At 43.8% G+C, this 21,820-nt stretch carries 17 protein-coding genes and 1 riboswitch; of the genes, 4 read left to right on the top strand and 13 right to left on the bottom strand.

Annotation, left to right across the window (positions count from 1 at the left end; all coding sequences use genetic code 11):
• Positions 1 to 2 precede the first annotated feature (2 nt).
• The 6 genes from DW182_RS16595 to DW182_RS16620 all read right to left on the bottom strand — a co-directional run bounded on the left by DW182_RS16595 (position 3) and on the right by DW182_RS16620 (position 4,302).
• Entirely contained in the window at positions 3 to 491 is a 489-nt protein-coding gene (locus tag DW182_RS16595; RefSeq protein WP_007667931.1) for a dihydrofolate reductase, read from the bottom strand.
• A gap of 18 nt (positions 492 to 509) precedes the next feature.
• Complete coding sequence (locus DW182_RS16600) at positions 510 to 1,304, bottom strand: thymidylate synthase (protein ID WP_007667929.1); 795 nt, start codon at positions 1,302 to 1,304, stop codon at positions 510 to 512.
• Positions 1,305 to 1,399: 95 nt separating this feature from the next.
• Positions 1,400 to 2,584: a cardiolipin synthase gene (gene cls / locus DW182_RS16605; RefSeq protein WP_255421300.1), complete on the bottom strand. Its 1,185-nt coding sequence runs from the start codon at positions 2,582 to 2,584 to the stop codon at positions 1,400 to 1,402.
• Between the two features lie 224 nt (positions 2,585 to 2,808).
• Positions 2,809 to 3,138 (bottom strand): DUF5056 domain-containing protein, encoded by a 330-nt coding sequence (locus tag DW182_RS16610; protein ID WP_117707791.1) that lies wholly within the window; start codon positions 3,136 to 3,138, stop codon positions 2,809 to 2,811.
• Entirely contained in the window at positions 3,122 to 3,670 is a 549-nt protein-coding gene (locus tag DW182_RS16615; protein WP_118296227.1) for an RNA polymerase sigma factor, read from the bottom strand. The genes DW182_RS16610 and DW182_RS16615 overlap by 17 nt, the downstream gene beginning before the upstream one ends.
• On the bottom strand, positions 3,667 to 4,302 hold the full coding sequence (locus DW182_RS16620) for a DUF6249 domain-containing protein (protein ID WP_118296249.1): 636 nt from the start codon (positions 4,300 to 4,302) through the stop codon (positions 3,667 to 3,669). Before DW182_RS16620 ends, DW182_RS16615 begins: the two co-directional genes overlap by 4 nt.
• 748 nt (positions 4,303 to 5,050) lie before the next feature.
• Between DW182_RS16620 and DW182_RS16625 the strand changes: the two genes are divergently transcribed.
• The 3 genes from DW182_RS16625 (at position 5,051) to DW182_RS16635 (ending at position 9,443) form a co-directional block, all read left to right on the top strand.
• The gene (locus tag DW182_RS16625) at positions 5,051 to 5,386 is read left to right on the top strand and encodes a hypothetical protein (RefSeq protein ID WP_118221303.1); all 336 of its coding nucleotides are present in this window, start codon (positions 5,051 to 5,053) and stop codon (positions 5,384 to 5,386) included.
• A gap of 46 nt (positions 5,387 to 5,432) precedes the next feature.
• Positions 5,433 to 7,856: a TonB-dependent receptor gene (locus DW182_RS16630; RefSeq protein WP_118296228.1), complete on the top strand. Its 2,424-nt coding sequence runs from the start codon at positions 5,433 to 5,435 to the stop codon at positions 7,854 to 7,856.
• A 141-nt stretch (positions 7,857 to 7,997) separates the two neighbouring features.
• Positions 7,998 to 9,443 (top strand): rRNA cytosine-C5-methyltransferase, encoded by a 1,446-nt coding sequence (locus DW182_RS16635; RefSeq protein ID WP_118296229.1) that lies wholly within the window; start codon positions 7,998 to 8,000, stop codon positions 9,441 to 9,443.
• On the opposite strand, the gene DW182_RS16640 is transcribed toward DW182_RS16635, so the two are convergent.
• The 5 genes from DW182_RS16640 to DW182_RS16660 are packed head-to-tail and all read right to left on the bottom strand — an operon-like array spanning position 9,444 to position 15,737.
• On the bottom strand, positions 9,444 to 10,448 hold the full coding sequence (locus DW182_RS16640) for an ABC transporter ATP-binding protein (RefSeq protein ID WP_181996143.1): 1,005 nt from the start codon (positions 10,446 to 10,448) through the stop codon (positions 9,444 to 9,446). It lies immediately after the preceding gene.
• Positions 10,445 to 11,476 carry an iron ABC transporter permease gene (locus DW182_RS16645; protein WP_007667916.1) on the bottom strand — a complete coding sequence of 344 codons (1,032 nt, stop codon included), beginning with the start codon at positions 11,474 to 11,476 and terminating at the stop codon, positions 10,445 to 10,447. Before DW182_RS16645 ends, DW182_RS16640 begins: the two co-directional genes overlap by 4 nt.
• Before the next feature lie 20 nt (positions 11,477 to 11,496).
• Positions 11,497 to 12,633: an ABC transporter substrate-binding protein gene (locus DW182_RS16650; protein ID WP_115503581.1), complete on the bottom strand. Its 1,137-nt coding sequence runs from the start codon at positions 12,631 to 12,633 to the stop codon at positions 11,497 to 11,499.
• A 4-nt stretch (positions 12,634 to 12,637) separates the two neighbouring features.
• The gene (locus DW182_RS16655; protein ID WP_118296231.1) at positions 12,638 to 13,708 is read right to left on the bottom strand and encodes a DUF5074 domain-containing protein; all 1,071 of its coding nucleotides are present in this window, start codon (positions 13,706 to 13,708) and stop codon (positions 12,638 to 12,640) included.
• 16 nt (positions 13,709 to 13,724) lie between these two features.
• Positions 13,725 to 15,737, bottom strand: a complete 2,013-nt coding sequence (locus DW182_RS16660) for a TonB-dependent siderophore receptor (protein ID WP_117707797.1) — start codon at positions 15,735 to 15,737, stop codon at positions 13,725 to 13,727.
• A gap of 50 nt (positions 15,738 to 15,787) precedes the next feature.
• Positions 15,788 to 15,991, bottom strand: a riboswitch (cobalamin riboswitch).
• A 101-nt stretch (positions 15,992 to 16,092) separates the two neighbouring features.
• Between DW182_RS16660 and DW182_RS16665 the strand changes: the two genes are divergently transcribed.
• Positions 16,093 to 17,334 carry a serpin family protein gene (locus tag DW182_RS16665; RefSeq protein ID WP_118296250.1) on the top strand — a complete coding sequence of 414 codons (1,242 nt, stop codon included), beginning with the start codon at positions 16,093 to 16,095 and terminating at the stop codon, positions 17,332 to 17,334.
• A 96-nt stretch (positions 17,335 to 17,430) separates the two neighbouring features.
• Here the strand turns inward: DW182_RS16665 and DW182_RS16670 are convergent, their stop codons facing one another.
• A complete protein-coding gene (locus DW182_RS16670; protein ID WP_007667909.1) occupies positions 17,431 to 18,636 on the bottom strand; it encodes a TolC family protein in 1,206 nt (401 codons plus the stop codon).
• A gap of 30 nt (positions 18,637 to 18,666) precedes the next feature.
• Positions 18,667 to 21,771 carry an efflux RND transporter permease subunit gene (locus tag DW182_RS16675; protein ID WP_118296232.1) on the bottom strand — a complete coding sequence of 1,035 codons (3,105 nt, stop codon included), beginning with the start codon at positions 21,769 to 21,771 and terminating at the stop codon, positions 18,667 to 18,669.
• Positions 21,772 to 21,820: the final 49 nt, after the last annotated feature.

Here is a 21,820-nt window from a genome sequence, read left to right on the forward strand (position 1 = left end):
AATTACTTACGGATATAATCCACAAATGCATAGGAGCAGGGATGTTTCTCGTCAACAAGATGAGACTCCCTGCTTTTTTCGTGCCATATCGCAAAATCCATAGCTGGGAAATAAGCATCTACCTGAGGTGCTTCGGCAGCGATTTCTGTCAGACAAAGCATATCTGCCAATGGCATTGCCTGCTTATAAACACTTGCACCGCCAATAATATATACTTGTTCCTCCGGTTGACAGCTCTGCAAAGCTGCTTCAAGAGTGGGAAATACTTCTGCGCCGGGGCACAGAGTTGCAGGATTGGATGAAAGCACTACGTTCCTACGATTGGGCAGTGCGCCTTTAGGCAGAGATTCAAATGTTTTTCTTCCCATGATTATTGTGTTCCCTGTGGTTAATGCCTTGAAACGCTTCAAATCATTGGGAAGCCAGAATAACAGTTTATTTTGAAAGCCGATCCCTAAGTTACGGTCTACGGCGGCGATGATACTAACCATGATTGGATTTATGATTTGTTAAACAGAAACTTTACCGGCAATATGCGGATGCGGGTCGTAATTTACCAATTCGAAATCTTCATATTGGAAATCAAAGATACTCTTCACGTCCGGGTTTATTTTCATTTGTGGCAATGGGCGTGGTTCACGGGAAAGTTGTAGTTTCACCTGCTCCAGATGATTCAGATAAATATGCGCATCACCAAGCGTATGAATGAAGTCTCCTGCCTTCAATCCGGTTATCTGTGCCATCATCTGCAACAGTAGAGCATAAGACGCAATATTGAAAGGTACACCAAGAAAAATGTCCGCACTACGTTGATAGAGTTGGAGGCTTAACCGTCCGTTTGCCACATAGAATTGAAAGAACGCATGGCAAGGAGGGAGATTCATATTGTCAAGATCCCCCACATTCCAAGCACTGACAATGATGCGTCGGGAATCCGGATTATGAAGAATTGTTTCTACAGCCTCACTGATCTGGTCGATGGAACCACCTTTATAATCAGGCCAAGAGCGCCATTGATAACCGTAAATATGTCCTAACTCACCATTCTCATCCGCCCATTCGTTCCAGATACGAACGCCATGATCTTGCAGATACTTGGCATTGGTATCTCCATTCAGGAACCATAGCAATTCATATATAATTGATTTCAGATGTAGTTTTTTGGTGGTGAGGCAGGGAAAGCCTTCGTCCATATTAAAGCGCATCTGATGTCCGAATACGCTGATCGTACCGGTTCCGGTACGGTCTTCCTTGTGTATGCCTTCGGTTAATACCCGGTTGAGCAAGTCTAAATATTGTTTCATGATTGCAGATTACGAATTATAAACAACAAAAGTGACCATCTTTTTAGCCTCGCCAAAGGTAATTAAACTTCGGCAGATAGCATAATTATTTCTAATTAAAGGAATGGTGTCATCAGGTTACCCACCCAGCCTACAAACTTCTTCCATCCGGAACGTTTCTTCCAAACCTCGGGAGTCAATAGCGTACTATTCTTTTTATCTCGTTCAAACATATCATTCAACTGATGAGTGACGGTGGGATCGAAAATAAATGCATTTGTTTCGAAGTCATAACGCAGACTGCGGCTATTCAGATTGGCTGTACCTACAGTACAGAAGTTCCGGTCTACCATCATAATCTTGGAATGGTGGAACCCTCCGTTGAAGAGATAAACTTTTGCTCCTTTTTTCATCAACTTGTGCACAATGTAGAAAGATGCTTCCGGCGTAAAAGGAATATCAGAGACAGCAGGTATCATGATTTCCACTTCAGTACCTTTCTTTAATGCGTGCTTGATGGCTTTCCGGATGGATTTGGTTGGTACAAAGTAAGGGTTTACAATCTGTATGCTATGTTGTGCTGCTCCGATGGATGCTGCATAAGCGTGACTGATAGAGCGGGGAGTTTCCCGTGGTGTACGGTCTACTATTGCTATTTCTTCCGCTATACTGTCGGGCAGTTGCGGTATATCCGGAAAGTAAACCGGTCCACCGATATGCTGTTTAGTTTCTTGGTTCCACATAGTGAGGAAAATGCCTTGCAGATAACGCACTGCATCTCCTTCTATGCGCATGTGCATATCGTGCCATTGCCCGATTTTAGGCAATCCGGTGATGTAATAGTCGGCGATGTTCATGCCACCAGTATATCCTATTTTTCCATCAATTACTACAATCTTCCGGTGGTCACGGTGCATGGCATGATTGATCCACGGGAAGGTAATCGGGTCGAATTTCACGATTTCAATACCTCGGTCACGGATTGCTTTCAAATGACGCTTTTTCAGTGGTTTGCTATTCGACCAATTGCCAAAAGCATCGAAGAGGGCACGGACTTCCACACCTTCCTGCACTTTTATAGCAAGTAGGTCGAACAGGGCATTGGCGATAGAGTCATTGCGGAAATTGAAGTATTCCAGATGAATGTGATGTTTGGCATGGCGTATTTCTTCGAAGAGGTCAAGGAACTTCTCCCGTCCGCTCATCAGTAGCTTTACTTCATTGTTGGCAGTGACCGGGATACCTTGTTGTTGTAGATAATGCATCACGAGCGAGTCACTGGTAGCAACTTGCGCGTGAATATTTCCTATAAAAAATAATGCAGATGATAATATGATGAATAATATTCTTCTCAAAACTTCTTACGCTTAGTTAGTTTTTCTAATTGAGTCGACAAAGATACAATTTATTGGTGAGAAATGTTTGCTCAGTTAAAAAAAATTAGCCCTTGACCTGCAGAAAGCAGATAAGGACTAACTAAATTATTGTAAGGGTAAACGGATTTATTGCAAGGGATAAGTGAACTTTATGCTAAAGAACAAATCTTGCGATATCCTAAGTAGACAAGTACTACTGCCGCTATGATCAGTGATTTGGGATCGAGTTCCGTTGTACCGCTTTGTACGGCACTGGTGAAAGTCTCGCGCAAAGCTCCCAGCACCAGTTGCAAACCATCGAGAACAAAGAACAACACCACGGCAAGTGTAAAGCAGAACAAGCTCCACAGCTGCGAAATCCGGTAATACCGGTCGGGCAGGTGGTGCATCACGCGACGGCTGAAGCCGTTATCTTCTATCTCTTTCCGATTGTCAGAGAAGAATTGCTGCAAAAGTTTATCATCAGTTGTTTCCGTCATAACCATTTTGTTTTAAGTAGGTAGCCATTTTTTCTTTTGCCCGCGAGAGGTGGCTTTTGACTGTTCCCGCCGGGCATCCCGTGATACCTGCAATCTTTTCGATGCTCTGATCTTCCATGTAGAACAAGGTGATGCAGGTTCGTTCCATTTCTTTTAGTGTCGCCAGCGCCCGGTAAACGTCCATCTGTTGTCCTACGTCATCCTGACTGGTGTTCCAGTGAGTATCCACTTCCCGGGTGTCAAGGTCAGCTGTCTCCTTCCGACTGCGAAGATAATCATAAAATACATTATATGCAATACGGTAAAGCCAGGTGGAAAAATTGGACAGGTTTTTGAATGAAGCCAGGTTAGTGTAGGCTTTGATAAACGTGTCCTGCGCCAAGTCGTCACTCAATTCGTTGTCGCCGCAAGTCAGGTTGAGGAAGAACCGTCGCACGGGCGACTGGTACTTCTTCACTAACTGGTCGAAGGCCCTGGTGTTGCGAAACACCACGATCTGTGCGACTAACGATATATCATTGAGTTGGCTCATCTCTCCCGATTGTTCTTTTTATTAGAGTCTTGCGTATAATGGATTACTAATTGTCCGAATCCGGTGAACATAATCAGTAGTCCGATACAGCCTACTCCAAACTTTCCGGTGATGGCCCAGAGGAAGATGAATAATCCGACACCGATAAAGATGTTCTGAATGCCTTTGGTACGAATATCTTCTGTTTTTTCCACATTTTTGAAGAAGTCTTCAGGCAGTTGTTGCCCACTGGAGAGGGCTTGTTCTGCAAGGCGGTATTTGGCTTTTCTATTTTTGTAATTGAAAAAGAATACCGTAAAGACGATGAGTAGCGGCAGACCGAAGATGAAGACGATGGCAGTGACTGAAATAATGGTTTCGGAGGTTTTGCCGTCTAAGTCGAATAGATTCCAGTGCCAATCACCGTTTTTGTCCTGTTTCCATCTTCTGTCGGCATGGGCAGAATCCCTTCCTTCGTAGGTCATGACGCTGAGCGTATCGGTTACAGCCTTTCCGTCAATGATAGTATCGCGCAGTTCAATTACGCGTTTTTTGTTCCCCAGACTGTCATTTTCTGTAACCGTTCTGTTTTTTGCCTGTACCAGTGAGCATAATGTCATGGCGGCGATGAGTGCTAAAATTATCCGTTTCATAATCATATTTTGTTTTATCTTTTATTGTTTCTTTGTGTGTTAGACGTATCATGTTAGTTCGAAAGTTGCAAAGAGACGATATTTTTTTTAGAAAATCAGTATTATCTGAAATTATTTGCCAGATATTTAGGTTTATGCAAGGTAGGGGATATTAAGTATTCCTTTCTTTCCCTATATGAACACAATCCAACTCCTTATCCGCATAAATAATATTAAGTTTCAGAGGTTAAGCCGCTGCATCGCCACTTTTATCCCTTTTCGCTGCGACGGTTAAGGAAAATAGTAGTAGGTACTTATTCTTTCCACCATGGAAAAAGTTTCTTTCCATCACGGGGAAACTTTCTTTCCACCATGGTGGAAAGAAAGAAACTCCACGGTGGAAAGAATAAACGTTCGGATGGAAAGGGCTAACCGTTGGAAGGGAAAAAGCATAGGAATGCCTAAGAAAGGAATTAGCTGTTGCATTTAGTTCATTTCTTTCCGGTTATGAACAAAATGTGATAATGTGATAAGGTGGTAGCGGGATAACACTCTGTGATATATAGCGCAGCCACTTTATCACCCTACCGCCTTATCACTCTTTTTCCTCCTTTCTTCTCCAATATGAGTCAGCTTTACTTAATGTAATATCGAAATCTTGTACTCATAAGATGTAGGTATTTTGCTCCATATCCGGTTAAAACACCTAAATCCGGTTGCTTCTTATTGTAATTAGTGTTACTTTCGCAAACCTATATTAAAAACGCTTTTGGAGAAGTTACGGAATATACTGAAATGGTTCCTTCCTTTATTATTTATTGCATATTTAGGAGGAATTACGCTGTTTACTCACTCGCATGTGGTAAATGGGGTAATTATTGTGCATTCCCATCCCTTCAAAGGTGAACATAGCCATACGGAAGCACAGGTTGAAACGATATTCTTCCTTTCTTCTTTTGTAGCTTCTTCTTTGCCTGCTATTCTTTTTGTCGCATCGGCTCTCCTTGTTTTATTGCGTGTACTGAGTGTTCCGGCTGTGGAACATATCAAGTGCGTGCGAGTTCGTTGCGGCATCAGCCTGCGTGCACCACCTGTAGTTCATTGACAATAGGATCCCCCTTTATTTAAAATCCATTAAAAATTAGAACTACATGAAAAAATATATCTTTTTCGTGGTGGGAGTAATGTGTACATTGCTCTCCCACACTGCTTATGCCATTGATTTAAATAAATCCGATGCCAATATCATCGGCCACGTACTGGAGAAAAAAACAGGAGAACACCTTCCTTATATGACAGTAGCCCTGAAAGGGACCACTATCGGAACCATGACTGATGGTACCGGACACTACTTTTTGAAGAACCTTCCGGAAGGTGAGTTTACGCTCTCCGTCAGTGCCGTAGGTTATAAGCCACAAGAACGAAAAGTAACCCTGAAACGAGGCAAGACACTGGAAGAAAACTTCGAACTGGAAGAAGACATGGTAGCCCTGGATGGCGTAGTTGTTACAGCCAATCGTAATGAAACCGCCCGCCGACTGGCACCTACCTTGGTAAAAGTCGTTACACCGAAACTATTCGATATGACCAATTCGCACACCTTATCGCAGGGGCTTGTATTCCAGCCGGGTGTACGTGTAGAAAATGATTGCCAGAATTGTGGTTACTCTCAGGTACGTATCAATGGTATGGACGGAAAATATACACAGATATTGATCGATTCCCGCCCTATCTTCTCTGCACTGGCAGGTGTCTACGGTCTGGAACAAATTCCCGCCAACATGATAGAGCGTGTGGAAGTGGTGCGTGGAGGTGGTTCGGCCCTATTCGGCTCTTCCGCCATTGCCGGAACGGTGAATATCATCACGAAGGAACCTCTCCGCAACTCCGGTTCGTTTGCCCACTCCATCTCCAATTTCGATGGTTCCGGTTCGTTTGACAATAATACCACGCTTAATCTTTCCCTGGTATCTTCGGACAACAAAATGGGAGCCTACATCTACGGGCAGAACCGTCACCGTTCAGCATGGGATTCCAATGGGGACGGCTTTTCCGAATTGCCCAAATTGAAGAACCAGACAGTAGGCATAAACGCTTATTATAGACTGAATCCCTATTCCAAGCTGAATCTGGAATATCATCACATGGAAGAGTTTCGTCGTGGCGGTAACCGCTTTGATCTGCCGCCTCACATTGCCGAAGATGCCAATTTGAATGGTTCCGGTAAGCCCGGACTGGTGGAGCAGATTGAACATTCCATCAATACGGGCGGATTGAAGTTCAGTGCCTTTTCCAAGGACCAGAAACACTCATTCAATGCATACGCCTCTGCCCAGCATATCGTGCGCGATAGTTATTACAGTGCCTATGGGCATACCACAGACTTTACCGGCGTATTGGGTGCTCAGTATATCTATCATTTTGATAAGCTCTTTTTCATGCCTTCCGACTTGACGGGTGGTGTGGAATTTAACCATGATAATCTGGATGACAAGGCAACAGACATGCAAAAATACCGCGATGCTGCCCTGGCGGAAGATCCTACTGCAACAGGCGACCGTCTGCAACAGTTGATTGATAAGTATACGCCCGATCCCTTGAAGCAAATAGTGAACATAGCAAGTGCCTACGTGCAGAATGAATGGAAAAGTGAGCAATGGAGTTTCCTGATAGGCGGACGTCTGGATAAGAACAGTATTATGAATAAAGCCATCTTCAGCCCTCGTGCCAATATCCGCTACAATCCTACACAAGATATAAATATCCGTTTCAGTTATGCCGAAGGTTTTCGTGCTCCGCAGGCTTTCGACGAAGACCTGCATATTAGCAATGTGGGAGGCGAGTTGATTTCCATCGTTCGTGCCAAGGATCTGAAAGAGGAACGTTCGCGCAGTGTGAATGCTTCGATGGACTGGTATCACTATTTCGGTGACTTTCAGGCAAACCTGTTGGTAGAAGGCTTCTTCACAAAACTCTCTGATCCATTTGTGCTGACAGCACCGGTAGAAGATCCGAACGGTAGCGGATATCTGATACAAACCCGTGTCAACGGTTCCGGTGCAAAAGTATATGGCGGTACATTGGAAGGAAAGATTGCCTGGCGTGATAAAATCCAGTTGCAGGCGGGACTGACTGTGCAACGCAGTCTGTACGACTCTCCCGAGGAGTGGAGCGCAGACAAAGAGCACCTGTCTGACAAAGAACGATATAGCGACCGGTTATTGCGTACCCCCGATGTTTATGGCTATTTTACTGCTACTTTCAATCCCACAAAGGCATTGTCGGTGGCCTTGAACGGTAATTATACCGGGCAAATGTATGTGCCTCACCTGATGTCCGAAGTAGATGGTACGGCAGACTTGTTGGTGAAGAGCCCGGATTTCTTTGAACTGGGTGCTAAAGTCGCTTATGATATAGATTTCTCCGGCATGTGCCTGCAATTCAACGTAGGAGTACAAAATATATTCAACTCTTATCAGAAAGATTTTGATAAAGGAGCCACTCGTGATTCCGGTTACATTTATGGTCCGGGGGCACCTCGTTCCTACTTTGCGGGCGTCAAGCTTAGTTTTTAGTACCCGGCAGTTTTGTCTTGTATTGCCTTTTTATGTTCCTTTGAAGAAGATAAGCTACATCTCAACATAACTTTTTTATGCAAGCATGAAAGTTATGCATTCGATTTGCATTACCTTTGCGGACATAAAATAATTTGGCACATGGACTTACCCGTATCTTTTGCAGACCGTACCCGTTCCCTCCTGGGAGATGAAGAATATAACAAACTGGCTGATGCCTTGAATGACGAACAGCCCGTAAGCATCCGACTGAATGAAGAAAAACTATCCAGTTCTTCATTCAGTCTTTTTCATGCCTCTTCCGATCGTGTGCCTTGGTCGGCAACAGGTTACTATCTCGACCGTCGATTGACGTTTACCTTCGATCCGTTGTTTCATGCCGGATGTTATTATGTACAGGAAGCATCTTCCATGTTTGTGGAGCAGGCATTAAAGCAATATATCGGCGAAACACCCTCCGTAATGCTTGACCTTTGCGCTGCTCCCGGTGGAAAATCTACTCATGCTCGCAGTGTATTGCCCGAGGGTAGCCTGCTGGTAGCAAACGAAGTGATTCGTAACCGTTCGCAAATTCTGGCGGAGAATCTGACGAAGTGGGGGCATCCCGGTGTCGTGGTGACCAATAATGATCCGGCAGATTTCGCTGGTCTGGAAGATTTCTTCGATATTATCCTGACCGATGTTCCCTGTTCCGGTGAAGGCATGTTCCGTAAAGATCCTGTTGCCGTCAGCGAGTGGAGTCCGGAGAATGTGGAAATCTGTTGGCAACGTCAACGGCGCATCATCTCCGATATATGGCCCAGTCTGAAACCCGGTGGGTTGCTTATCTATAGCACTTGTACGTATAACACAAAGGAAGATGAAGAAAATATCCGTTGGACGCACGATGAATTCGGTGCAGAGATACTTCCTGTAGATGCTCCGGCAACGTGGAACATTACCGGAAACTTGCTTGTAGGTGAAGATTTTCCTATATATCGTTTCCTGCCTCACCGTATAAAGGGTGAAGGCTTTTTCCTTGCCGTGCTTCGTAAACCGGAAGGAGAGGCAGCACAAATCCGCTACAAATCCACTTCTTCACAAGGAAAGAAAAAAACGGGTAGCTCTAAAGTTAACGCCGGAGCATCTAAGGAACAATTATTGGCTGCACGTGCCTGGCTTCTTTCGGCAGAGGACTATGAAGTTTCTGCAAATGGAATGAATATTACAGCTTTCCCTAAAGAATATATATCCGAATTATCCATTTTCCAACAATCCCTTCGCGTTGTTCAGGCAGGTGTTACTCTTGCCGAAGTGAAAGGAAAAGACTTGATTCCCAATCATGCTCTTGCTATGAGCACTGTACCGGTTTCCGATGCTTTTCCTCGTGAAGAGATCTCTTATGAACAGGCTATTGCTTATTTGCGTAAGGAAGCCATTGTACTTTCCGGTTCTGCTCCACGCGGTTATGTGCTGTTGACGTATAAGAATATTCCTCTGGGCTTTGTGAAGAATATCGGTAACCGGGCTAATAACCTTTACCCGCAGGAGTGGCGCATCCGGAGCGGATACTTGCCGGATGAGATACTGATGCTACTGAAATCTTAATCAGATGTTTGCAAGCAACTGTTCAAAAGAATGATATTCGTGTTGTCCCTCTGTGTGTAATATGAAGTGGTCGGCAGCTAAAACCTGCAAACGCGGCGATTCGTTGGTTTCCGGTGAAGAGACAGGGTGACAAGCGTATCCATGACGATTGAGTGCGTTTGTTGTCCAATGCAGTAATACTTCATCATTGGCTTCTACACTGATACGGCGGTGGCTGTCTACTTTGGGATAATATACCCCGTGCGCATAATCAAACCGGATATCGTTACGGGAGAACAAGCCGTCCATCCGGTGACTCAGAATCATATCTTCTGTTACTCCGCATTGCAGTCCGTTTTCTTTGGAAAGTAACCAAAGTTTATCTGCCAGTACCAATGCCTGTTCTATGTCATGAGTGGAAAGCAGAATTGCTTTCTTTTGTTCTACTGCCAGGCGATGAAGCAACGTCATAATTTCAATACGACTCACTACATCCAGGAAAGCTGTCGGCTCATCCAGCAGAATGAGCGGACACTCTTGTACCAATGCCTTGGCAATCATAACCTTCTGCCGTTCTCCATCCGATAGCTCTGCGGTATAACTGTGGGCTTTATGGCTGATGCTTACAGCTTCCAGAGCTTCTTCAATGATAGAATGATCCGTTTTGTTCAATCTGCCGAAGAACCCCGTATGAGGTTGCCGTCCCAAGGCTACCAACTCATATACAGTCAGTCCGCCTGCCTGTGTCTTGTCTGTTAGTACTACGCCGATGGTACGTGAACGTTCTTTCTCTGAATAGGCGGACAACGGCTTTTCCTGTACAAGTAATTCACCCGACAACGCTGGTTGTGAAGCAGCCAAAGTGCGGAGCAGAGTCGATTTGCCGGTTCCGTTAGCTCCCAGCAGACAAGTCAGTTCTCCGGGGTAGAGCCGGAAGAAGAGATGCTCATGTATCCGTTTTTCTTGCTTTCCCTGGCGGTAGCCGATGCATAAATCGCTTGCGGTGATAACAGCTCTTTCCATCAGTTGAAGTATTGTATTTTACGTTGGTTGACAATGACATAAATGATAACAGGCGCACCCAGTACTGGAGTCACCGCATTGAGAGGAATAATACCTGCTTCGCCCGGAAGAATGCAGATCAGATTGCAGAGCAAAGCAATCACACCACCCGTCAGCAAAGTGACGGGAAGCAGTGAATTATGATTGGATGTGCCCAGCATCAGGCGGGAGATATGAGGAACGGCCAGACCGATGAAAGCCACAGGTCCGCAGAAAGCAGTGGTGACAGCTGTCAGTAGTCCGGTAGCAATCAGTAGCAGATTTCTTGTGCGACGGATGTTTACTCCTAAGTTTTCAGCATAGCGTGTACCCAGTAGCAGGGCATTCAGAGGTTTGATAAGCAAGATGGAAAGTAACAAACCTGCCAGACAGAAAATAGAGAAATAGGGGAGTTGTTGCAACGAGACCCCTCCAAAGTTTCCCATACCCCATATCATATAAGAATGTACCCCTTCGGCTGTTGCAAAGAAATTGAGCAATGAAATAGCGGACGAAGTGATATAACCGATCATGATACCTGTAATCAGCAGCATGATATTGCTTTTAATCAGTGTAGAAAAGAAAAGGATAAGTCCCATTACCACCATCGACCCGATGAAGGCACCAAGTATCACGGAGAAGAAACCGGATAAGGTGAATACCCCTGTAGCAATGCTTCCTCCACCGGCTAACATCACCAATGCGACACCAAGACTTGCTCCTGAGTTAATGCCCAGGATGGATGGACCTGCCAGTGGGTTGTTGAATGCCGTTTGCAGCATCAGTCCCGAAGCTGCGAGTGCGGCACCACATAGTAATGCCGTGACGGCTTGTGGCAGACGGGACTCCCAGATAATAAAAGTCCAGCTGGCTTTTTCTACTTCATTTCCTGTGAGGGTATTCCACACTGCTCCGGCGGGGATATTGATTGAACCGAACCAGAGATTGGCAGCCATCAATACGAGAATGAGGACTGACAGTGCTATACCATATATATATCCTTTTGCTTTCATTCTGAAATAGACCGCAGATTTTACTCTGCTAATTTATTGTAATATCTCAGTTCATACCCTTCCAACAGTGAAGGATGAAATATCTTAATTAAATCTTTCAATAACCAGTCTGGATGGAAAGGTGTTTCTTCATAAAAAGGAACCCGGTTGGTATTGCATCCGTAGATGTTCCGTTCTTTGAAGGCACGGAAACCTGCATAAGGGGCAAACTCTTTTTCAAGTTCCCCGTATGTTTTATCTACGGGTTGATTGTAGCGTATCAGCCAGAAATCCGTTTGTTGACCTTTCTCAAAGATAACTTCGAAAGGATAGGGGAGTGAGCCGCTATGTGTATCTTCTCTGAAAATATAGTTGGCACCTGCATCAGAGTATAGTTTGGCGATGGTACTGTTACCACCCGGAGTGTACCAGGTAGAGCTTGTTTTCAAATCACACATCACGGAGGGAGCAAAAGAGATAGGCTTTACTAATTCTTGCAAATCCTTATAATTTCTTTCTATCGAAGCAAACATAGCATCTGCTTCTGTTTTCTTGCCAAATAATAAACCGTAGAAACGCATCCATTCGGCACGTCCCAATGAAGAGGTTTCCATATAGTCGGCACATTCAATGATGGGTACATTCAGTTTCTCTACACGTCCGTATCCACCACTGTTTTCGAAAGGAGAAAGGAGGATGGCATCGGGATGCAGGTCTATGATTTTCTCAATATTGGGATTCATTCCATCACCTACATCGGCGATGGTTCCGTTTCGACATCCTTCCTCTATTTCCGGTAGTTTGATATACTTCAAGTCGCATACGCCACCAATGCTATTCAAATCACCAAAGTCTTTCAGTAAGCTGCAATGAACGGATGAGTAAATGACGGCTTTACTAAGTGGAGTGCGAACAAGGGTGCCTTGAGGCAGTTCATGGGGCAACGGCTGTTTTTTGTCTACTAATACATAGGTGTGTAGTATCTTTGCTGTATCCCAGGGATTGCGTAGCTGTGCAACGATGTAATCTTCGTAATCTATCAGAGAGAGATTAGCGGAGTAGTGCAGCGGGATGGTGTCTCCTTGTGCAGAGCCGGAAGCAGTGCTGTTCTTTCCGCTACAGGCGGAAAGAAGTAACACTGTCACCCAAAAGGTTAGAAAGAAAGAAATTTGTTTCATGCTGTTATTCAGTTACAAAACGCATATTAGTGGTATAGTATCCGGTTTCCAACTTCTTTTTAAGTACGCCGTCACTACCATAAACATATATGTCGTTGAGAGCAGAGAAGGGTTGATCGATGATAATTACATCTCCTGTAGCCGGGTCGACTACAATATTACCAGGATTGGAGAAATCGCTGTAGTTGGCAAACCGCGTAGTTTGCTTGGTATTCATGTCATATACAGAAATGCTTTTAGGAGCGGCATCTTCGTAATATTCTGCATAAATGAGATAGATCTTGTTGTTTTTTATTGCTATTTTGCTGGCTGGGCATATTTCCGTAACCTGATCTGTTTGCGGGTCGATGCATTGTAATGTCTGAACTGGATTTCCTCTGAAATCTCCACATGAAATGAAATATACTTTTCCGTCTTCTCCGGTTGTACAAACATCATAAGGATTGAGAAGTACTTCTATGTTTTTCGTTTTCTTGAAAGTAGCAATATCGACAACTGCCACGTATTTGCCGGTACCATCATTGTTATAATTTGACAGATTTACATAGAGTTTTCCATTTGCAGAAGTCAATGCTTCCGGATGATCTCCTATTTCTATCTTTCCGGTGATGGAGAGGTTCGTGGTGTCCAAGCGTGATACCGTGCCATCGTATGAGGTGAAATAAACATTTCCTCCGGTAGCTGTCATATATCGTGGTTGGATAGACTTCTCACTTTCGTCTTTTAAGTTCAACGTTTTTATACGAGCGAAATCTTTTCTGTCCACCACTTCAATCTTGGCTGAACTGGAACAAGTGATATATATTTTTGTACCATATATACACAAGTCCTGTGCATCACCGATACCTGCTCCGTTGGCAGCTGCAAACAAATCTGCACTAATTGTCTTCAGATCTCTGTCATACCATTGTATAGTACCATTATTCTTTCCCCAGTTTCCTGTATTAATAACATATGCTCCATTAACAGGTGCTATCGGTCCTTTCGGAATTGTCGGTTCGTCATCATCACTACATGCGGTAAATGCTCCTAATGCTATAACCAGCATGGCGGTTTTATACCAATACTTCTTCATAGTTTTTGTTTTTAGTTTATAATTTATAGTTGATTGTTACTTTGTAATTGCGTCCGGGCATCGGGTAGAAGCGGACTATTTCGTAGTTCTTATCACTTAGGTTCAAGGCATCCAGCTGTATGCGTAGTGACTGCTTCTTCCATTTAAAGGTATGCGAGAGTGATATACTGTGGTCAGTGTAAGATTTAATACGATTTTCCGGAATGTTCTGGGCAATTGAATAGCGTTCCGAAGCGTACAATATGTTATAAGTCAGGTTGACATACGGATTCTCAAAAGTCAGACTTCCTGAACCTGAATGCTTCGGAGTATATATAATCTGATTCCGCCATATTTTAGAATTACGGTCAGTAATATCTTCCGCTTGCATGAAGTTGTAAGTTCCTGTGAGATATAACTTATAATGTTCTGCTAATTCTTTTTCAATTGCCAGGTTAATATCCGTACCAATGGTTTCGACTTTACCTAAATTCATCATCTTCCAGATAAACATAGTGGGTACTGCCACAATTTTATCTTTCACCCGATTATAATAAGCATCTACTGAAAGGCTTAGATAGTCGATAAATTCCAATGAAGTAGAACTCCACGTTGTACCTACATTGAATTGCCGGGTAACTTCAGGCTTTAAATTATGGTTGCCAATTACCAGATAATACAAATCATTGAATGTCGGTGTACGGAAGATATCTTTGTATGAAGCTCTGAAACGTAGACCAAAATCAAATGGTTTCCACGACAGACTGACAGCGGGGGAAAGGCGTTTACGGTCTGCAGCAGCTTTTCCTGTCCGTACATTCTCTGTAATATAAGTATTCAGCAGGGAAGCGGTAGCAGAAAATCGGTTGCTTTTATAGTGTGTGGCTATTGCTGTTAAATAGGTGAAACGTTCCGGATATTGATTGTTCTGTAAAGTCGTTGACAAATAGTTATAGGCGAAATCCTGTGCTAATGAGAAAGATAACCCTTTCACCGGTTCGTTCCATAGGGTAGCGGATAAGTAAGTCTCAGTCTGGCGGAAACGATTGTCTGTAATACCGGAAGATTCATTATTATAGTCCCGGTTCCAGCTGAAGTTAAATTTTCCACTTGCTTGTAGTTTCCATTTCTCAGAGAACCGATTCTCATACTTCAATTGGCCGAAGTAATTACGGTCATATAGTCTTTCGGCAGCATACGGATTGTCATAAATTACTCCGCCGGGTAACCCTCTTTCCGAATCAAAGAGATAAACTTTGGCTTTCAAATCCTGTTTCTCATTCAGAGTTACAAACAAATTTAATTCTGCCCGATAAGTCTCTATATCACTATTGTTTCGTTTGGAGTCAATCAGTTTATTCCCATTCCACATTTTGAAAGGATAATTGCCGTCTGCTCGTAAATAATCAGCATGGGCAGAAAGACTGAAACGGTTACTTAATTTTTGAGCATAAAATAAAGAAGGATTAGCAAGCCCGTAAGAACCGGTTTTCATATTTGCAAGCAACCGGAAAGGTCTGTCACTAAAGTCCGGACGTGCGGTTTCGATACTTAAAGCACCGGCAGAGGCAAACATCTTTGCTGTCTGGTAAATATTATCACTCTGCCCAATGCTGAGTGCCAGTTCAGAAACATTGTCTAACGAAAAACGGGAGATATCTACCTGCCCTGACTGACAATCACTGACAGTCACTCCGTCATAGCTGACTGCTGTATGTTGCGCTCCCAAACTGCGTACAGAAACAGTCTTTAATCCACCAACTCCACCATAATCCTTAACGCTGACTCCCGAGAAATGGCGAACTGCATCGGCCACATCCGATACTCCCAAACGTTCCATATCAGTTTTCTTCATCTGTTGGAGCGGGGCGGTTGCTGAGAGAGCCGGTGGTACACGCCGACCTTTTATCCCCACTTCCGGAATTGCATGTACTTTTCCTGTAATGGAGTCTCCCACCTGTTGTGCTTGCAGGCTGGCGCAAAGCCAACATACAAAGCAAAACAAATAAAACCGTAGCCAGATGTACCGACATAGATTATCTTTTATCATATATAGAAAGCTATAAAAATAGATACACCTCATGCCCTTTCCTCGAAGGCATAAGAAATGATCGGTTTTGCAGGTCTTCTGACTTACTCCGGATTTACCGCCTTCCCACCATACGAATATTGGCAGTGGCACAGGTGATTGGCAAATCCTGCAATAGGAGATCACAGCAGCGGGACTGTTTGGGAGTCACACCCAATTCCCTTTTCATGGAGTATACCGAAAGGCATACTCCAACAAAACCGGGAGCAAAGATAAGAAAGATTTATGTTTAATTTGTAATGTGGTGCAGTATTTTATAAATTTATGCATTTATTCTAACAGAGTAACTTAATAGAAAACTAATACTATAATGCTTATGCTAAAGAAAACTATTGCTGCGCTAAGCCTACTCAGTATCCTTGCAGCTTGTCAAAATGATGAGACTCCTCCTCAACCGGAACCTAAACCACGTCAAGACATCAATCTCACCCGTGCGGAACAAGCTTTAATGGACAAAGGTACAGACTTTGCTTTCCGTTTCTTCGATCAGGTGTGCAGTACCGAAAAGGAAAAGCCGAATGTCTTTGTGTCTCCATTGAGTGCATCATTTTGCTTATCAATGATTACTAACGGAGCTTCGGGCAATACGCTTACTGAAATGCAGGACGTATTGGGATTTCCTGCCGATTCTTTCTCTCTTGATGATCTGAATAATTATAATCAAAAATTAACTTCAGCTTTATTGGATTTAGATAATACCACTCAATTAGGAATCGCCAATTCTATTTGGGTAAAACAAGGTTTTAAAGTTTACGATTCTTTTGTGGATGTGAATAAGAAGATGTATGATGCCCAGGTACAGGAACTTGATTTCACATCTCCCACAGCGAAGGATGTGATTAACCGGTGGTGCGCTGAGCAGACGAATAATTGTATAAAAGAGGTTATACAGAGAATACCGGAAGATGCGCGTATGTATTTGATTAACGCACTCTACTTCAAAGGCATTTGGAAGAGTCAATTCCAAAAATCGGATACTCGCCAGGAAAATTTTACTAATTCTGATGGTGCTGAGCAGAAAGTGAATATGATGAATCAGACAGAAACGTTTAATTATGTCCAGAACTCAGCATTCTCTATCGCAGAATTGCCGTATGGCAACGAAGCTTTCAGTATGGTGCTCTTATTGCCTGCCGTGGATAAGACTTTGGATGAGAGTTTGTCCGAATTGACTTATGAAAACTGGAAGGAATGGAATGCAGCTTTGTCGAGCAGGCAATTGCAGGTTAAACTTCCCCGTTTTAAAGTGGAGTATAACAAGATGCTCATAGAAGATATGGTTGCTATGGGGATGAAGGATGCCTTTGATGGTTATAAGGCTGATTTCTCAAAAATGTCGGCTGCCGAGTTGTATATTGGTCTTTTGCAGCAATTTACTTATGTAAATGTAGATGAGGAAGGTACTGAAGCAGCAGCTGTTACAGTTGGTGGAATGTTTGAAACTTCCGTTGGACCATCTACTCCTATTTCTTTCTATGTAGACCGTCCTTTTGCTTTCGTGATTAAGGAAAAGAGTACGGGAGCAATTCTATTTATGGGGAAAATTACGAAACTGTGATTTGTTATGCTATTTATAAAGAAAGCGAAGAATCAACTCCTTCAATTGCCGGAGTTGGTTCTTCGCTTTCTTTATAAATATAATAAGAATATATTCTTATAGTTTACTCTTATATATCTGTGCCATTACCTTCTGATACTGATTTTCCAATTGAAGCAGATTCTGTTTACTTTGATAAATCACAGAAACTTCTACAAAATACTCTATCACGCTGATCTGTCCACCGGTAAGGGCTTGTTTCAGTAATGCAAGATCTTGTTGTGAACTGAATGCTTCCCTATATTCCTGTATGGAGGTTTGCAATGATTGCGCCTCACTATACAGTTTTGCTAAGGTCGCCTCAGCTTGAAAAGTAGCGTTCTCTTTCTGATAGTCGAGATTCAGAGATTGTGCTTTGGCTATCTTCACCTTATTGCGGTTTTCAAACAGTGGGAAAGAAAAGCCCACTACAACTCCATTGAACGGAGTACCGGACTCAGTATTACGGCGATATCCCAGTTCCAATTTTGGCAACCAGCCTTGCTTACTTGCAGAAATCTGTTTGCGGGCAGCAGCACTTTCACTGCTCAATGACAGCAAAGTCTGATCAGCTGCCAACACTTCCGAACGTAACTGTTCATAGTTGTTAGGAAGAAGCGGCAACGGATAATCATTGATGGAACGGAAACTGCTCAGTTCATTGTCTTGCAAAGACTGGTCTCCGTTGAGTGCAAGGAGAGATTTCCAGGCATTATCAAGCGCAGTCTGATTGGCGCGGAACTCTGTACGTACATTCAGTAATTCCAGATTGATTTTGTTTGTTTCCAATACATTGGCATCACCTGTTTCCAGACGTTTCTTGTAGTATGTGGAGAGTTCCTCAGCCTGTTTCATGCGTTCATCCAGAATCACTTGCTGATGCTGTAACATGATGATATCGAAACAAAGCTCCTTGGCTTGCAACAACAATTGTTGACGGAAAGCAGCAGACTGTGCATCAAGCGCACCGGTTTTGAGTCGATTTACTTTTCCGCGTGTAGCATATAAAGTAGGGAAATCAAAGCTTTGGGAAACAACAAGTTCACCTATCGTCTCGCTCTTATCTTCCGAACCCCACAAATGGGCATACGAGAGAGTGGGATCAGGCAAATTGTTTTCCGACTTGTTTTCCAATTTCTGTGAAGTGATAAGTTGCGCATTAGCCTGCAACTCCTTATTGTTCGCTTCAATGCGGTGCAGCACTTCGTCTATGCCAATCGATTGGGCACGCATCCCCGCATATAGGAAAAAAGTGATAAAACTAAATATAAGAATTCGTTTCATTATTTGATATTGTTAATAGTTATATGGATGTTAATTCGCCGGTTTCCGGTGCATCATCAGATAAACAATCGGAATGATGAAACCGTTCAGGAACGTGGAAGTTAAAAGACCGCCAAGTATAACTTTTGCCATCGGACTTTGGATTTCATTACCCGGCAAATCACCTCCCAGTGCCAACGGAATAAGTGCAAGAGCAGAAGACAACGCGGTCATCAGAATTGGATTCAAACGGTCCATTGAACCGCGGATTACACTGTCATACACATTCAGTCCTTCTTCCCGTTGCAAGTGGTTGTAGTGGCTGATCAACAACATACCGTTTCGGGTAGCAATACCGAACAGTGAAATAAAACCGATAATAGCCGGAATACTCACTTCTCCCGTTGTCATCAACAAAGCAAATACACCGCCAATCAATGCAAGCGGCAGGTTGATAAGAATAATCGCACTTTCCTTCACACTGCGGAATTCATGATAAAGTAGTAAGAAGATCACTGCAATACTCATCAGCGATGTGAGTAATAAGGTGCGGCTTGCTGCCTGTTCGCTCTCAAACTGACCGCCGTATTCAAGGTGATATCCTTCCGGCAATTTGATGTCCTTGTCCACGCGAGCCTGAATATCATTCACCACACTGCGCAAGTCACGGTCGGCAACATTGGCAGAGATCACAATTTTACGTTTTACGTTCTCGCGGCTGATAGTATTCGGCCCCATTGCAGAACGCACTTCGGCGATGTAGTTCAACGGTATTTTCTTTCCGTCGCTGGTATCTATCATCAAGTTGCGTATCTTTTCCATTTCGTCGCGAAGATCATCACGTACACGTACGGTAAGGTCAAAACTTTTGCCTTTCTCGTAAACCTGTGATACGGTTTCGCCTGCAAGGCAGACATTCACGAACTCAGAGAATTCCGGTAATGAGATACCAAACTTAGCCAACATTTCCCGCTTGGGCGAAATGATAAGCTGAGGACGTTCTATCTGTTGCTCCACATTCAAGTCGGCAATACCAGGAATATCTTGGATGGCACTTTTGATTTCATTACCCAAAGTAAACATACGGTTCAGGTCATCACCGAACAGTTTAATAGCAATGTTTGCTTTCGTACCGCTAAGCATAGCATCGATACGATGACTGATAGGTTGCCCGATTTCTATGTTCGCTCCTACGATGGTGCCCAATTTCTCGCGTACTTCAGCAACCATTTCGCTACGTGAACGATCTTTCAATTCGAACGGAGCCTCTATTTCGGAAACATTCACTCCAAGTGCATGTTCGTCCAGTTCGGCACGTCCGGTCTTGCGGGCAACGGTTTGTATTTCAGGAATACTGAGTAGCAATTCCTCTGCACGATGCCCCATCTTGTCACTTTCTTCCAACGAGATACCCGGCAAAGAAGATATGTTGATCGTAAACGAACCTTCGTTGAAAGGTGGCAGGAATGAACGGCCCAATGTGAAGAAACATACTAAGGCTACTACGAACAAACCAATAGTACTGCCCAATACGATCTTCTTATGTCCCAGTACGAAAGCCAGTGCAGCGCCATACCATTGTTTCATTTTACGTGCTACATACGAGTCGCTGCTTTCTTTCTCTTCCTTCTTCTTGTCTTTTCCCAAAAGATAAGAGCAAAGTACCGGTGTAACCGTCAGTGCCACTACCGTAGAAGCAGCCAATGCTACAATGAACGCAATACCCAGCGGAACCAGCATGCGGCCTTCCATACCTGTGAGGAAGAATAACGGCACGAAACTAACTACGATAATCAGCGTAGAGTTCAGGATAGGCATACGTACTTCTTTCGATGCGTTGAATACCACGTCCAATATGGAAAGTCGTTCTTCCACAGGTTTCAACTTGTTTTCGTGGAGTCGCTTATATACGTTTTCCACGTCCACAATGGCGTCATCCACTAACGAACCGATAGCGATGGCAAGACCACCGAGACTCATTGTGTTGATTGTGAATCCCATATAATGCAGCGTCACCAGTGAAGTAATCAATGAAAGTGGTAGTGTAACCAATGAGATCACTGTTGTGCGTACATTTGCAAGGAACAGGAATAGTACAATCACCACGAAGATACCTCCTTCGAACAAGGATTTCTGTACGTTTCCGATAGAGCTTTCGATAAAGCGGCTTTGGCGGAAAATGTCTGTGCTGACTTTTACATCCGGTGGCAGATTTTTCTGTAAATCTTTCAGGGATGCTTCCAGTTTATCCGTTAATTCCAGCGTGCTGGTGGCCGGCTGCTTGGTTACAGTCAACAATACGGCAGCTTTACCCCGTTCAGATGCTGTACCCAGTTTGGGTAATTTTGCTCCAATGTGTACGTCTGCAATATCTTCCAACAGAATAGGAGCACTGCCTGAAGTGGTTCCACCACGTACCACGGCACGTGCCAGTTGATCTACCCGATCGGTAGAAAGTACTCCACGTACAATGTATTCATTGCCATATTCATATAGCACGCCACCGTTTGCATTCAGATTCATTTCACGGGTTACGGTCATGATTTCATTCAGCGTAACACCGTAATGCCGCATCCGTTCCGGATCTAATTGTATCTGATATTCCTTTATATCACCACCCAGTACCGCTACCTGTGCCACACCGCCTGTAGAGAGTAAGCGCGGACGGATGGTCCAGTCAGCTATTGTACGCAGGTCAAGCATAGAGGTAGAGTCGGCAGTCAGACCGATAATCAGCATCTCGCCCAGAATGGATGATTGTGGACCCAGTGTCGGTTTACCTACCCCGGTAGGTAAGCTTTCGCTTACAACAGCCAGCTTCTCGCTTACAATCTGTCGGGCCAGATAAATATCCGTATCCCAATCGAATTCTACCCATACTACTGAGAATCCATTGGTAGATGAAGAACGCACGCGGCGCACACCTGTTGCACCGTTCACTGCTGTTTCAACAGGAAATGTGACGAGTTGTTCCACTTCTTCTGCCGCCATACCGTTTGCCTCAGTCATGATGACAACCGTAGGCGCATTGAGATCTGGAAATACGTCCACTTCCGTGTGCATGGCGGTGTAAGTTCCGCCTATCAGTAACAACACCGAGGCCACAAGCACCAGGATGCGGTTATGAAGTGAGAAATGTATAATCTTGTTTAACATGTTGATTAAAGTGTTAGAGTGTTAATGTGATAATGTGATAGGGTGAAGT

Origin of the sequence: Bacteroides sp. AM16-24, assembly GCF_003471885.1 — a bacterium.
In the GTDB taxonomy this organism is placed as follows: domain Bacteria; phylum Bacteroidota; class Bacteroidia; order Bacteroidales; family Bacteroidaceae; genus Bacteroides.